The following is a 14,435-nucleotide window of genomic DNA, read 5'->3' as shown; positions in this document are numbered from 1 at the left end:
ATTCACGTTAATGAACTTATTAAAATCGCTGGCGGCCGTCAGCTCGATGACCATGTTCTCTCGCGTTCTCGGTTTTGCGCGCGATGCCATTGTGGCAAGGGTCTTTGGTGCAGGGATGGCAACGGACGCCTTTTTCGTGGCGTTCAAGCTGCCGAACCTGCTGCGTCGCATTTTTGCTGAAGGGGCGTTCTCCCAGGCGTTTGTGCCCATTCTGGCGGAATATAAAAGCAAGCAGGGTGAAGACGCGACGCGCGTGTTTGTCTCTTATGTCTCCGGGTTGTTGACGCTGGCGCTGGCCGTGGTGACGGTAGTCGGTATGCTGGCCGCGCCCTGGGTCATTATGGTGACCGCGCCCGGCTTTGCCGACACGGCGGATAAATTTGCCCTGACCTCGCAGCTTCTGCGCATTACCTTCCCCTATATTCTGCTGATCTCGCTGGCCTCGCTGGTGGGGGCGATCCTGAACACCTGGAACCGCTTCTCCGTTCCGGCGTTTGCGCCGACGTTTCTCAACGTCAGCATGATCGGTTTTGCGCTGTTCGCCGCGCCGCACTTCAACCCGCCGGTGCTGGCGCTGGCCTGGGCGGTCACCGTGGGCGGCGTGCTGCAGCTGGCGTATCAGCTGCCGCATCTGAAGAAAATCGGCATGCTGGTGCTGCCGCGCATCAACCTCAAAGATGCCGGAGCGATGCGGGTGATTAAGCAGATGGGGCCCGCCATTCTTGGCGTCTCCGTCAGCCAGATCTCGCTTATCATCAACACCATTTTTGCCTCTTTCCTGGTGTCGGGTTCTGTCTCGTGGATGTACTACGCTGACCGCCTGATGGAGTTCCCGTCCGGCGTGCTGGGCGTGGCGCTGGGGACCATCCTGCTGCCGTCGCTGTCGAAAAGCTTTGCCAGCGGCAACCATGACGAATACTGCCGCCTGATGGACTGGGGCCTGCGTCTTTGCTTCCTGCTGGCCCTGCCAAGCGCGGTAGCGCTGGGGATCCTCGCCAAGCCGCTGACGGTGTCGCTGTTCCAGTACGGGAAATTCACCGCGTTTGACGCCGCGATGACCCAGCGCGCGCTGGTCGCTTACTCGGTGGGATTGATGGGGCTGATTGTCGTCAAAGTGCTGGCGCCGGGGTTCTATTCGCGTCAGGACATTAAAACGCCGGTGAAAATTGCCATTGTAACGCTGATTATGACGCAGCTGATGAACCTGGCATTTATCGGCCCGCTGAAGCATGCCGGCTTGTCGCTTTCTATTGGTCTGGCGGCCTGTCTGAATGCCGGGCTGCTTTACTGGCAGCTGCGCAAGCAGGATATCTTTACGCCGCAGCCGGGGTGGGCAAGTTTCCTCGTGCGTTTGGTCGTGGCGGTGCTGGTGATGTCTGCGGCACTCATCGGGATGATGTACGTCATGCCGGAGTGGTCTCTGGGCACGATGCCTTATCGTCTGATGCGGCTGATGGCCGTGGTGGGCGTTGGGGTGGTAGCGTATTTTGCCACGCTCGCCGTGCTGGGCTTCAAAGTGAAAGAGTTTACCCGCCGGACGGCATAAACGCCAAAAGGGGAGTTCACCTCAGGGTGCTCCCCATTGCATGATTTGTCGCTTACGCGTCAAATCGAAATCTTTTTTACACCCGCAATACGTGCCGTCGCCGTCTGACCATCCGCGCCGTACAGTCCGGTTTCTTTATGCGGCTTCAGCACCTCAAGCGCCTGCTGATTACGCTCTATCTGGCCTTCAAGCAGCCAGCCGTTATGCTGGTTGAGATCGCGCAGATGCTGGGTTTTTTCGGTAATGGTCTGCCAGCGCTCGGCAATATCGTCATTGGCGCTGCGCTTCGAGTCCTGCTCGGCGCGGCGCTGCTGCTCCAGATAATCCAGCGTGGCCAGCAGCGAACTCTTATCTTCAGTAATACGCTGCAGCGCGCTGCCGTTAATGTGACCGGAAGAGAGATGCTGCTGTTCAGCGTCCATTACCGTTTTCAGGTCGTTCAGGACAACCGTCATTTGATCCAGTATTTCTGACAGTCGACTCATACGGTTAGTTACTCTGTAAGAAACTCTGTGCTTCCTGAATCAGGGCATCAGCGATTTTGCTGGTGTCCATTTTCAGCTCACCGTTGCGAATAGCCGTTTTCAGCGCTTCAACACGTTCCATATTGATATCGTTGCTGCCTGGCTGCATCAGTTTTGCCTGGGCATCGCTCAGGGTCACGCTGGTGCTGTTAGACGTTGACGGTTTTTCCAGACGCGTTTTCTGAGGGGTTGCGTCGTTCGTTTCGCGAGGCTGTACAGCGCTTACCGGCTTCAGGGCTGATGTACGATCAATGCTCATAGTGTTGTCCTCATCGAGGGTTCGCGGCGTTTGCGCCTGACATCATCATTAGTGGAATATTTATCGGCACGCGCCGCGAAATCTTTAAAAAGATTATAGGTTAATCAGAATATTCCCATCAGAATCGACGGTTCCGCTCACCACCTGGCCTGAGGACATTCTGACGCGGGCGTTTTGCGCTACCGCGGCATTGTTTAACGCTTTCCCTTCACTGTTGATGCTAAAGCCGTCTCCGTTGGCAACGACCATCACCTGCTGTCCCGCTTTGACACGCCACGCCTGGCGCAGCATGGAGAGCTGAATCGGCTGGCCCGGTGCGACATCGCGCAGGCTGACGGCGTCCTGTGCCTGGTTAATGTCCAGCATTGTCCGCGGCGGGAGCTGATCCAGACGCCCGCGCTTTAACGTCACGCTGTTTGTCTGCAGCGCGCTGCCACGCACAATGGGTACGGCGGCGACAACATAATTGCCCGTCGCCTGAACTGCAACCTGTAAATAGCGTTTTTCGTTGGCGCAGCGTGCCAGGACGTTCACATTGCCCCACAGCTTTGTGGTCCCCGTCACGCTGAATGACGGTTGCTCGCAGGTCGGATACAGATTCGGCGGCGTGCGGATGGTCACGTTAACGTCATCGCTAAAGCCCGCCAGCTTCTGGGCAAAAAAATTCGTCAGCGCATCCTGTAAATCCCCGGCATTCACCAGAGGGCTAAACAGCAAGAAGGTTGCCATCAGGCCACGTTTTAACGTTTGCATCGCAAGTTCCACCGTTTCCAGAGTTGGATGAATTCTACCTGCAGTGGTTTTGCATCAACGGAATAAATAGCGACGCATTTTGTGCTTATTCCGTCGATAGGGGAGACCGGGGGAGATTTAAGCTGTGAACTGAAATTTTGCCATCAGCGGAGGAGACATGCTCGATAAACTCGACGCCGCGTTACGTTTTCAGCAGGAAGCGCTCAATTTACGCGCCCAGCGGCAGGAGATTTTAGCCGCCAACATCGCTAACGCCGATACGCCCGGGTATCAGGCGCGCGATATTGATTTTTCCAGTGAGCTCAAAAAGGTGATGGAGCGTGGACGTGCCGAAGGAACCGGTGTTGCACTCGCCATGACATCCTCTCGCCATATTCCCGCTCAGGCGATGACCGCGCCAGCGACCGATTTACTTTATCGCATCCCTGACCAGCCTTCACTCGACGGTAACACCGTGGATATGGACCGGGAGCGTACGCAGTTTGCCGATAACAGCCTGAAATACCAGACGGGCCTGACCGTACTCGGCGGACAAATCAAAGGCATGATGAACGTCCTGCAGGGGGGCAACTGATAAATGGCCTTGCTGAATATTTTTGATATCGCCGGCTCGGCGTTAACCGCCCAGTCCAAACGTCTGAACGTGGCCGCCAGTAACCTGGCGAACGCCGACAGCGTGACCGGACCTGACGGACAGCCTTATCGTGCTAAACAGGTTGTGTTTCAGGTCGACGCGGCGCCAGGCGCGGCAACGGGCGGCGTGAAGGTGTCTGACGTGGTTGAGAGCCAGGCGCCGGACAAGCTGGTGTATGAGCCAGGTAACCCGCTCGCGGACGCTAACGGATACGTAAAAATGCCAAACGTGGATGTGGTGGGCGAGATGGTGAACTCCATGTCGGCGTCCCGTAGCTACCAGGCGAACGTCGAAGTGCTTAATACCGTGAAGAGCATGATGCTCAAAACACTCACTCTCGGCCAGTAAAGGAGACATGCATGTCCATCGCCGTAAATGTGAATGATCCGACGAACACGGGTGTTAACAACACCAAAAGTTCGACAAGCTCCAGCTCCCTGACGGGAAGCAATGCCTCCGATTTGCAGAGCAGTTTTCTGACGCTGCTGGTGGCGCAGCTTAAGAACCAGGATCCGACTAACCCAATGCAGAACAACGAACTGACCACGCAGCTTGCGCAGATCAGTACCGTGAGCGGCATTGAGAAACTGAACACCACCCTCGGTTCCGTCTCCGGTCAGATTAACAGCGCTCAGTCCCTGCAGGCGGCAAGCCTGATTGGTCACGGCGTGATGATCCCGGGGACCACGATCCTGGCGGGCACCAGCACCACCGACGGTACATCGACCACCACCACTACGCCGTTCGGCGTTGAATTGCAGCAGGCGGCTGACAAAGTGACGGCGACGATCACCGACTCAACCGGCGCCGTGGTTCGCACCATCGACATCGGCGAGCTGAAAGCGGGCGTTCACACCTTTACCTGGGACGGCAGCCTGACCGACGGCACGAAAGCACCAAATGGCTCCTACAAAGTCGCGATTAGCGCCAGCAACGGGACGACCCAGCTGGTGGCGCAGCCGCTGCAGTTCGCGCTGGTTCAGGGCGTGATTAAAGGGGGCGACGGCAACAAACTGGATTTGGGTACTTCCGGTACCACCACACTCGACGAAGTTCGGCAGATTATCTAAGCCTTAACACTTATCAGGAGTAAGTCATGGCCTTTTCTCAAGCGGTCAGCGGCCTGAATGCTGCGGCCACCAACCTGGACGTCATTGGCAACAACATCGCCAACTCCGCGACCTATGGTTTCAAATCCGGTTCTGCGTCTTTTGCAGATATGTTTGCCGGTTCCAAAGTGGGTCTGGGCGTAAAAGTTGCGGGCATCACTCAGGACTTTACCGACGGTACCACCACCAACACCGGTCGTGGCCTGGACGTTGCCATCAGCCAGAACGGTTTCTTCCGTATGGTCGATGCAAACGGCTCGGTGTTCTACAGCCGTAACGGCCAGTTCAAGCTGGACGAAAACCGTAACCTGGTGAACATGCAGGGGATGCAATTAACGGGGTATCCGGTTGCCGGAACGCCATCAACGGTTCAGACCGGTGCGAATCCACAGGCGATTAATATCCCGACCACGCTGATGGCCGCGAAGTCCACCACCACGGCTTCCCAGCAGATTAACCTCAACTCCACCGATGCTGCACCAACCGCCGCCTTCGATCCGGCCAACCCGGATACCTACAACAAAAAAGGTACGGTAACCGTCTTTGATAGCCAGGGTAATGCGCACAACATGAACCTGTTTTACGTCAAAGATGCGACCCCGGCTAACTCCTGGAAAGTGTATGCCCAGGACGGCAGCGTGGCAGGCAGCCCGGCGGCAGTGGCCACGACCTTGACCTTCGATAATAACGGTACGTTGATCGGGGGTGGAAACATCAACATCACTACCGCGACTATCCCAGGTGCGGACCCGGCGATCTTCGCGATGAGTTTTGCTAACTCCATGCAGCAGAACACCGGTGCGAACAATATCGTGGCGACCAATCAGAACGGCTTCAAGCCGGGCGATCTGGTCAGCTATCAGATCAACGACGACGGCACCGTCGTCGGGAACTACTCCAACGAGCAGACTCAGGTGCTGGGCCAGATCGTGCTGGCAAACTTCGCCAACAACGAAGGTCTGAAATCTGAAGGCGATAACGTCTGGTCTGCCACGCAGTCTTCCGGTGTTGCCCTGCTGGGCACCGCGGGCTCCGGTAACTTCGGCACGCTGACCAACGGCGCGCTGGAAGCCTCTAACGTGGACCTGAGTAAAGAACTGGTGAACATGATTGTCGCGCAGCGTAACTATCAGTCGAACGCGCAGACCATCAAGACCCAGGATCAGATCCTCAACACGCTGGTTAACCTGCGTTAAGCGGCTAACAGGAAAGCGCAATGGATCACGCAATATATACCGCGATGGGCGCGGCAAGTCAGACGCTCAGCCAGCAGGCCGTTACCGCCAGCAACCTGGCAAACGCCTCTACGCCGGGCTTTCGCGCGCAGCTGAATGCGCTGCGCGCGGTGCCGGTGGAAGGGCTCTCTCTGCCGACCCGTACGCTGGTGGCTGCATCCACCCCGGGTGCAGACATGACGCCAGGGCAGATGGATTACACCTCACGCCCGCTGGACGTTGCTCTACAGCAGGACGGCTGGCTGGCGGTGCAAACGGCGGACGGTGGCGAAGGCTATACCCGTAACGGGAATATCCAGGTCAGCGCGACCGGCCAACTGACGATTCAGGGGCATCCGGTGATGGGTGAAGCGGGCCCGCTGACCGTGCCGGAAGGCTCTGAGTTGACCATCGCCGCGGACGGCACCATCTCGGCGCTGAACCCGGGCGATCCGGCCAACACCGTTGCTCCCGTCGGGCGTCTGAAGCTGGTCAAAGCGGAAGGCAAAGAGGTGCAGCGCGGCGACGACGGCATGTTCCGTCTGACCCAGGCAGCTCAGGCTACCCGTGGTGCCACATTACAGGCCGATCCGAGCATCCGCGTGATGTCCGGCGTTCTGGAAGGCAGCAACGTTAAGCCGGTAGCCGCCATGAGCGACATGATCGCCAGCGCCCGTCGTTTTGAAATGCAGATGAAGATTATCAGCAGCGTGGACGAAAACGCGGGCAAGGCTAACCAACTTCTGTCGATGAGTTAACAGGACTCTTTATGATCAGTTCTTTATGGATCGCGAAAACTGGCCTGGACGCGCAGCAAACCAACATGGATGTGATTGCCAACAACCTGGCAAACGTGAGCACCAATGGTTTCAAGCGTCAGCGCGCCGTTTTTGAAGATTTGCTTTATCAAACCATCCGCCAGCCGGGCGCGCAGTCTTCTGAACAGACGACGCTGCCGTCAGGCCTGCAGATCGGTACCGGCGTTCGCCCGGTGGCGACCGAGCGTCTGCACAGCCAGGGCAACCTGTCTCAGACCAACAACAGCAAAGACGTGGCGATCAAAGGCCAGGGCTTCTTCCAGGTGCAACTGCCTGACGGGACCTCTGCCTACACCCGTGACGGTTCCTTCCAGGTCGATCAGAACGGCCAGCTGGTAACGGCGGGCGGTTTCCAGGTTCAGCCTGCGATCACCATTCCGGCGAACGCCCTGAGCATTACCATCGGCCGCGACGGCATTGTGAGCGTGACCCAGCAGGGGCAGGCCGCGCCGGTCCAGGTCGGACAGCTCAACCTGACCACCTTCATGAACGATACCGGTCTGGAAAGCATTGGTGAGAACCTCTACACCGAAACGCAATCCTCCGGTACGCCAAATGAAAGTACGCCAGGCCTGAACGGTGCCGGTCTGCTGTATCAGGGGTATGTCGAAACCTCCAACGTGAACGTGGCGGAAGAGCTGGTGAATATGATCCAGGTCCAGCGCGCGTATGAAATTAACAGTAAAGCAGTGTCGACGACCGATCAGATGCTGCAGAAACTGACGCAACTCTAAGGTGTAGCCCGGTGCGGTAAACCCCGCACCGGCTCCCTGTTTTCGAAGATGAAGGCAATGCAAAAAAACGCGGCGTTTCGTTATCCGATACTGACTGTTCTGGCCGTCACCCTCAGCGGGTGCGCTTTGATCCCGTCTAAACCATTGGTCCAGGGTGCGACGACTGCCCAACCCGTTCCTGGCCCTGCGCCAGTTGTAAACGGCTCCATTTTCCAGACCGCGCAGCCGATTAACTACGGCTATCAGCCGCTGTTTGAAGATCGCCGCCCGCGTAATGTCGGCGATACATTGACCATTGTGCTGCAGGAAAACGTCAGCGCGAGTAAGAGCTCGTCGGCGAACGCCAGCCGCGATGGCAAAACCAACTTTGGCTTTGACACCGTTCCACGCTATCTGCAGGGCCTGTTCGGCAATGCCCGTGCGGATGTTGAGGCTTCCGGCGGCAACACCTTTAACGGTAAAGGTGGCGCGAACGCCAGCAACACCTTCAGCGGTACGCTGACGGTCACGGTTGACCAGGTGCTGGTTAACGGCAATTTACACGTCGTGGGTGAAAAACAGATCGCCATTAACCAGGGCACTGAATTCATTCGCTTCTCGGGCGTGGTGAATCCACGCACCATCAGCGGCACCAACACCGTTCCGTCCACCCAGGTGGCGGATGCGCGCATTGAGTACGTCGGCAACGGCTACATTAATGAAGCGCAGAATATGGGTTGGCTGCAGCGCTTCTTCCTTAATTTATCGCCGATGTAAGCGAGGTGACCCATGTTTAAATCGATCTTCGCCGCAGCGCTGGTTCTTGTCGCAACGTTTGCCCAGGCCGACCGCATTCGCGATCTCACCAGCGTTCAGGGCGTCCGCGGGAACTCGCTGATTGGCTATGGCCTGGTGGTGGGGCTGGACGGTACCGGTGACCAGACCACCCAGACGCCGTTTACCACCCAAAGCTTAAACAACATGCTTTCCCAGCTCGGCATTACCGTGCCAGCGGGAACCAACATGCAGCTAAAAAACGTGGCCGCGGTTATGGTCACTGCCTCCTACCCGGCGTTTGCGCGCCAGGGGCAGACCATTGACGTGGTGGTCTCCTCAATGGGTAACGCCAAAAGCCTGCGCGGCGGTACGCTGCTGATGACCCCGCTGAAAGGCGTCGACAGCCAGGTCTACGCGCTGGCGCAGGGGAACATCCTGGTCGGCGGGGCAGGCGCATCCGCTGGTGGAAGCAGCGTACAGGTGAACCAGCTGAACGGCGGGCGCATCACCAACGGTGCGATCATCGAGCGTGAACTGCCGACCCAGTTTGGCGCGGGCAACACCATCAACCTGCAGCTGAATAATGAAGACTTCACGATGGCGCAGCAGATTGCCGACACCATCAACCGCAGCTATGGCAATGCCACGGCTCTGGATGCGCGTACCGTGCAGATCCGCACCTCCAGCGGCAGCAGCAACCAGGTGCGCATGCTGGCGGATATCCAGAATCTGGAAGTGAACGTGCCGGTGCAGGATGCCAAAGTGATCATCAACTCCCGTACGGGCTCCGTGGTGATGAACCGGGAAGTGTCGCTGGATAGCTGTGCCGTGGCTCAGGGTAACCTCTCGGTGACGGTTAACCGTTCCGCCAACGTCAGCCAGCCGGATACACCATTTGGTGGCGGCCAGACGGTAGTGACGCCGCAAACGCAGATTGATTTACGCCAGAGCGGCGGTTCCCTGCAGAGCGTGCGCTCCAGCGCCAACCTGAACAGCGTGGTGCGTGCCCTGAACGCGCTGGGCGCGACGCCGATGGATCTGATGTCCATTCTGCAATCCATGCAAAGCGCGGGCTGCCTGCGCGCCAAACTGGAAATCATCTGATGCTGACCGATAGCAAACTGTTGACCAGTGCCGCCTGGGACGCCCAGTCGCTCAACGAACTGAAAGCTAAAGCAGGTAAAGACCCGGCGGCGAATATCCGCCCGGTCGCCCGCCAGGTGGAAGGGATGTTTGTACAGATGATGCTGAAGAGCATGCGCGAAACCCTGCCGAAAGACGGGATGTTCAGCAGCGATTCAACGCGTCTTTATACCAGCATGTACGACCAGCAGATTGCGCAGCAGATGACCGCCGGTAAAGGCCTCGGTCTGGCTGACATGATTGTCAAACAGACCGCCGCCGCACAGGGTGTTCAGCCAGAAGAGCAGCCGCCGCAGGTGCCGATGAAGTTCGACCTCGAAACGGTGACCAGTTATCAGAACCAGGCGCTGACGCAGATGGTGCGTAAAGCGATACCGAAGGCAACAGGCAGCGGCGACGAGGCGCTCTCCGGTGACAGCAAAGACTTCCTGGCGCAGCTTTCTCTGCCGGCACGGCTTGCCAGTGAACAGAGCGGCGTGCCTCACCACCTGATTCTGGCCCAGGCCGCGCTGGAGTCGGGCTGGGGCCAGCGCCAGATCCGCAAGGAAAACGGCGACCCGAGCTTCAACATCTTCGGCGTGAAGGCCACCTCCAGCTGGAAGGGGCCGACCACCGAGATCACGACTACGGAATACGAGAACGGCGCGGCGGTGAAGGTGAAAGCCAAATTCCGCGTTTACAGCTCTTATCTGGAAGCGTTGTCTGACTATGTAGGCCTGCTGAGCCGAAATCCGCGTTATAACGCCGTTACGCAGGCGGCAACGGCGGAGCAGGGCGCTCAGGCCCTGCAAAACGCGGGCTACGCAACCGACCCGAACTACGCGCGCAAGCTTACCAGCATGATCCAGCAGCTGAAATCCATGGGCGAGAAGGTCAGCAAAGCCTATAGCACAGATATCGAAAATCTGTTCTGAAAGTTCTCAAGTCCCGGTGGAGGTTGCCGATAACCTTCATCAGGACTCGTGTCTGAACGTATAAAAGGAACCCCCATGTCCAGTTTGATTAACAGCGCCATGAGTGGCCTCAGTGCCGCGCAGTCGGCACTCAATACCGTCAGTAATAATATTTCAAGCTATAACGTGGCAGGTTACACCCGCCAGACGACGGTGCTGGGTGCATCTAACAGCACGCTGACCGGCGGTGGCTGGGTGGGTAACGGGGTGTATGTCTCCGGTGTCCAGCGTGAATATGACGCTTTCATCACCAACCAGCTGCGCGCCGCGCAGACCCAGAGCAGCGGCCTGACCACGCGCTATCAGCAGATGTCAAAAATTGACGATGTGCTCTCCGATACCACCAACTCGCTTTCCACCACCCTGCAGGATTTCTTTAAGAGCCTGCAAACGCTGGTGAGCAACGCGGAAGACCCGGCTGCGCGTCAGACGGTGCTGGGAAAAGCGAGCGGCCTGGTCAATCAGTTCAAAACCAACGATCAGTATCTCCGCGATCAGGATTCGCAGGTGAATACCGCGATTTCAACCAGCGTGTCGCAGATCAACAACTACGCCAAACAGATTGCCAACCTGAACGATCAGATCTCCCGTCTGACCGGCGTTGGCGCGGGCGCATCCCCGAATGATTTGCTCGACCAGCGCGATCAGCTCGTCACTGAGCTGAACAAAATCGTGGGCGTGGAAGTCTCTGTGCAGGATAGCGGCACGTATAACATCTCTTTCGGCAACGGTTACAGCCTGGTGCAGGGCAGTAAAGCTAACCAGCTGGCGGCCGTGAAGTCCAGCGCCGATCCGTCCCGTACCACTATCGCCTACGTTGATGACGTGGTGGGTAATGTCGAGATCCCGGAAAAGACGATCACGACCGGTTCGTTAGGCGGTTTGCTGACGTTCCGTGCTGAAGATCTGGATAAAGCTCGTAACACCCTGAACCAGATGGCGCTGGCCTTTGCTGATGCGATGAACAAACAGCATGAGGCCGGTTTTGATGCCAATGGCGATGCGGGCGGTAAGCTGTTCGACTTTGGTTCTCCGGCCGTGCTTTCCAACAGCAAGAATAGCGGCACGGCGGCGGTCACTGCCACCGTTGCGGACAGCACCAAAGTTCAGGCAACGGACTATACGCTGCAGTTTAACGGTACCGACTGGACCATCACCCGTGCCTCGGACAAGACCAGCTTTACAATGAGCCCGGATGCCAGCGGTAATCTGTCGTTTGATGGCCTCAACGTGAACGTCAGCGGTTCGGCAAATACCAAAGACAGCTTTACCGTGAAGCCCGTGGCCGATGTCATCATGAATATGGAATTGTCCATCAGCGACGAGTCCAAACTGGCCATGGCCGCGGTGCAGAACGGCGGTGAGAGTGACAACCGCAACGGGCAGAAAATGCTCGATCTGCAAAACAGCAAAGTGGTTGGCGGAAACAAAACCTTCAACGATGCGTACGCTTCGCTCGTCAGTACCGTCGGGAGCACCACTGCCTCACTGAAGGTGAGCAGTCAGACAAAAGCCAACGTGGAAACGCAGTTAACCAAGCAGCAGCAGAGCATCTCCGGGGTCAACCTCGACGAAGAGTATGGCAACTTGCAGCGGTATCAGCAGTACTACCTCGCCAACGCGCAGGTGCTTCAGACTGCCAGTACGCTCTTTGATGCAATTATCAACATTCGTTAAGGTTGAGGTGAATAATGCGTATTAGCACCCAGATGATGTACGAGCAGAACATGCGTGGGATCACCGATTCCCAGAGCAAATGGCTGAGCTACGGTGAGCAAATGTCGACCGGTAAGCGCGTCAACCGTCCGTCGGACGATCCTATCGCGGCTTCGCAGTCCATTGTGCTGTCACAATCTCAGTCACAAAACAGCCAGTTTGCGTTAGCGCGTACCTTTGCAACTCAGAAGGTCTCGCTGGAAGATAACGTGTTAACGCAGGTGAACGCCGCGCTCTCCAGCGTGAGCGAGAAGCTGGTCTATGCGTCGAATGGCACATTAAGCGATGACGACCGTCTTTCTCTGGCGACCGATATCCAGGGGATCCGCGACCAGCTGATGAACCTGGCTAACACGACGGATGGCAATGGTCGCTATATCTTTGCGGGATACAAAACCGAGAGTGCACCGTTTGATGCCGCAACCGGCACCTACAATGGTGGTACTGAGGCGATCACCCAGCAGGTCGATACGGCGCGAAACATGGCGATCAGCCATACCGGCCAGCAGATCTTTGAGAGCATTACCAGCAATGCACAAGAGCTGCCGGGCGGTGGGTATGGCGATACCAACATGTTTAAAATCCTTGATTCCGCCATTGCTTCGCTGAAAACGCCGATTGAGAACGATCCGGCCGCCAGCGCCGCGCAAGGCCAGGTGATTTCCAATGTGCAGATCGGTATTAAAAACGCTCAGAACAACGTCCTGACGGTCGTTGCGGATGTGGGTACCAAGCTGAACGAACTGGAAAAACTCGATACCCTGGGTGACGACCGCGCGCTGGGTCAGACTAAGCAGATGAGCGACCTGGTGGACGTGGACTGGAACGAAGCGATTTCCTCTTACACCATGCAGCAGGCGGCCCTGCAGGCCTCTTATAAAGCGTTTAGCGATATGCAGGGCATGTCTCTGTTCCAGCTGAACAAATAACATCTTGACCTCTTGGAACATGTCTTGAAACTGGGCATGTTTTACTGCCCAATCCGTCTGGATTGGGCATTTTTTTATGCCATTTCTGCTGGTGCCGAGGCGACCCGCGCGCTTTCAATCATACGGATTGCCAGCGCAATGATGCCGCAGACCGTTGCCAGCGCAACCACGCCCGTCCAGCCAGCCAGCGTGTAAATATTGCTGCCTAACGCGGAACCCAACGCCATGCCGATAAAGATCACGGTAAAGAGCAGGGCGTTCAGACGACCCCGCGCCTGTGGCTCAAGGCTGTAAACCAGATTCTGGTGCGCGACCAGGCTGGACTGCAGGCCCAGATCGAACCCGATAGCAGAGACGGCAATCAGAATCAGCTGTCCGTGAATCCCCAGGGCGGGCATCAGGAACATCAGGGCAAACGAGACGGTCACAAGGACGGCACCAAGCTGCGTGACTTTCCCGGCACCCAGTTTATCCGCCAGGCCGCCCGCCAGCGGGGCTGCCAACGCACCGGCTGCACCTGCGATACCAAAACCACCGGCGACGGCACTCCCGAGGTGATAGCGTTCCAGCAGCATGACCGCAAGCGTAGACCAGAAGGCGCTAAAGGCTATCGACAGAAAACCCTGGGCCAGCGCGGCACGGCGCAGAGCGGGATAGCGACGCCACAGATGTTCCATCGAGCGCAGCAGAGCGGGATAGCTCAGCGTGGAGTGAACGGCGAAACGAGGGAGTACGGCCCACATCACCACGCCGATAAACGCAATACTTCCCGCAGCCAGCTGATACATCACGCGCCAGCCAAACGCTTCGCCCACCACGCCGCTGACGGTTCGGGAGAGCAAAATACCCAGCAGCAGACCGGTCATCACCGTACCCACGGTTTTCCCCTGTTTGCCTTCCGGCGCAAGGATCGCCGCAGCCGGGACAATATCCTGCGCCATGGTGGCGGCCATGCCGATGAGCAGGCTTGCCAGCAGCAGGGAGTGGATCTGTCCGGTCAGGCTACAGCCCAGCAGGAACAGCGCCAGGGCCGCGCTCTTTATCAGGATTAACGTTCTGCGGTCGTGGCGATCGCCGAGCGGCAACAGGAACAGGATCCCTAAGGCATATCCCGCCTGGGTGAGGGTCGGGACCAGGCCCATTCCTTCGATACTCAGGTGAAGGTCGGCGCCCATCAGAGGCAGCAGAGGCTGGGCATAATAGATGGATGCCACGCTGAAGCCTGCACCCAGCGCCAGCATTAAGATTACCCAGCGGCTTACGGCATGGGCGGCGGTTGTTGTGTTCATAAGACGTTCCTCATTCATCGTGTGAGGCTATTTTTTATCAGTACGCCTTGCGGCGGTA

Annotated in this window: 16 protein-coding genes; 12 read left to right on the top strand and 4 right to left on the bottom strand. The window is 57.5% G+C overall.

Annotated features, from left to right (window positions below; genetic code table 11):
* Positions 1-10: 10 nt before the first annotated feature.
* Complete coding sequence (murJ, locus tag INF73_RS08795; RefSeq protein WP_028012700.1) at positions 11-1,546, top strand: murein biosynthesis integral membrane protein MurJ; 1,536 nt, start codon at positions 11-13, stop codon at positions 1,544-1,546.
* Positions 1,547-1,605: 59 nt separating this feature from the next.
* Here murJ and flgN read toward each other — a convergent pair whose 3' ends face one another.
* The 3 genes from flgN to flgA all read right to left on the bottom strand — a co-directional run bounded on the left by flgN (position 1,606) and on the right by flgA (position 3,082).
* The gene (gene flgN, locus INF73_RS08790; RefSeq protein ID WP_028012701.1) at positions 1,606-2,031 is read right to left on the bottom strand and encodes a flagella biosynthesis chaperone FlgN; all 426 of its coding nucleotides are present in this window, start codon (positions 2,029-2,031) and stop codon (positions 1,606-1,608) included.
* A 4-nt stretch (positions 2,032-2,035) separates the two neighbouring features.
* A complete protein-coding gene (gene flgM, locus INF73_RS08785) occupies positions 2,036-2,329 on the bottom strand; it encodes a flagellar biosynthesis anti-sigma factor FlgM (RefSeq protein ID WP_014883360.1) in 294 nt (97 codons plus the stop codon).
* 93 nt (positions 2,330-2,422) lie between these two features.
* Positions 2,423-3,082: a flagellar basal body P-ring formation chaperone FlgA gene (flgA, locus tag INF73_RS08780; protein ID WP_193066434.1), complete on the bottom strand. Its 660-nt coding sequence runs from the start codon at positions 3,080-3,082 to the stop codon at positions 2,423-2,425.
* Between the two features lie 157 nt (positions 3,083-3,239).
* Between flgA and flgB the strand changes: the two genes are divergently transcribed.
* The 11 genes from flgB (at position 3,240) to flgL (ending at position 13,088) form a co-directional block, all read left to right on the top strand.
* Complete coding sequence (flgB, locus tag INF73_RS08775; protein WP_008500815.1) at positions 3,240-3,656, top strand: flagellar basal body rod protein FlgB; 417 nt, start codon at positions 3,240-3,242, stop codon at positions 3,654-3,656.
* Between the two features lie 3 nt (positions 3,657-3,659).
* Positions 3,660-4,064 (top strand): flagellar basal body rod protein FlgC, encoded by a 405-nt coding sequence (gene flgC / locus INF73_RS08770; RefSeq protein WP_013097138.1) that lies wholly within the window; start codon positions 3,660-3,662, stop codon positions 4,062-4,064.
* 11 nt (positions 4,065-4,075) lie between these two features.
* Positions 4,076-4,786, top strand: coding sequence for a flagellar hook assembly protein FlgD (flgD, locus tag INF73_RS08765; RefSeq protein WP_041910524.1), 711 nt, complete (start codon positions 4,076-4,078; stop codon positions 4,784-4,786).
* Between the two features lie 26 nt (positions 4,787-4,812).
* Positions 4,813-6,021 carry a flagellar hook protein FlgE gene (gene flgE, locus INF73_RS08760; protein WP_126327390.1) on the top strand — a complete coding sequence of 403 codons (1,209 nt, stop codon included), beginning with the start codon at positions 4,813-4,815 and terminating at the stop codon, positions 6,019-6,021.
* A gap of 20 nt (positions 6,022-6,041) precedes the next feature.
* A complete protein-coding gene (locus INF73_RS08755) occupies positions 6,042-6,797 on the top strand; it encodes a flagellar basal body rod protein FlgF (RefSeq protein WP_028012705.1) in 756 nt (251 codons plus the stop codon).
* An 11-nt stretch (positions 6,798-6,808) separates the two neighbouring features.
* A complete protein-coding gene (flgG, locus tag INF73_RS08750; RefSeq protein ID WP_000625853.1) occupies positions 6,809-7,591 on the top strand; it encodes a flagellar basal-body rod protein FlgG in 783 nt (260 codons plus the stop codon).
* A gap of 57 nt (positions 7,592-7,648) precedes the next feature.
* The gene (flgH, locus tag INF73_RS08745; RefSeq protein ID WP_023311139.1) at positions 7,649-8,347 is read left to right on the top strand and encodes a flagellar basal body L-ring protein FlgH; all 699 of its coding nucleotides are present in this window, start codon (positions 7,649-7,651) and stop codon (positions 8,345-8,347) included.
* A gap of 12 nt (positions 8,348-8,359) precedes the next feature.
* A complete protein-coding gene (locus tag INF73_RS08740; protein ID WP_193540640.1) occupies positions 8,360-9,451 on the top strand; it encodes a flagellar basal body P-ring protein FlgI in 1,092 nt (363 codons plus the stop codon).
* The gene (gene flgJ, locus INF73_RS08735; protein WP_028012707.1) at positions 9,451-10,404 is read left to right on the top strand and encodes a flagellar assembly peptidoglycan hydrolase FlgJ; all 954 of its coding nucleotides are present in this window, start codon (positions 9,451-9,453) and stop codon (positions 10,402-10,404) included. Before INF73_RS08740 ends, flgJ begins: the two co-directional genes overlap by 1 nt.
* A 75-nt stretch (positions 10,405-10,479) precedes the next feature.
* A complete protein-coding gene (flgK, locus tag INF73_RS08730; RefSeq protein ID WP_126327393.1) occupies positions 10,480-12,120 on the top strand; it encodes a flagellar hook-associated protein FlgK in 1,641 nt (546 codons plus the stop codon).
* A 14-nt stretch (positions 12,121-12,134) separates the two neighbouring features.
* A complete protein-coding gene (gene flgL, locus INF73_RS08725; RefSeq protein ID WP_028012709.1) occupies positions 12,135-13,088 on the top strand; it encodes a flagellar hook-associated protein FlgL in 954 nt (317 codons plus the stop codon).
* Positions 13,089-13,162: 74 nt separating this feature from the next.
* Here flgL and INF73_RS08720 read toward each other — a convergent pair whose 3' ends face one another.
* Entirely contained in the window at positions 13,163-14,377 is a 1,215-nt protein-coding gene (locus INF73_RS08720) for an MFS transporter (protein WP_028012710.1), read from the bottom strand.
* Positions 14,378-14,435 lie beyond the last annotated feature (58 nt).

The organism is Enterobacter cloacae complex sp. P6RS (assembly GCF_014982245.1).
GTDB lineage: Bacteria > Pseudomonadota > Gammaproteobacteria > Enterobacterales > Enterobacteriaceae > Enterobacter > Enterobacter bugandensis.
The sequence above is the reverse complement of the archived record's forward strand: the minus strand, read 5'-3'. Positions and strand labels throughout refer to the sequence as shown.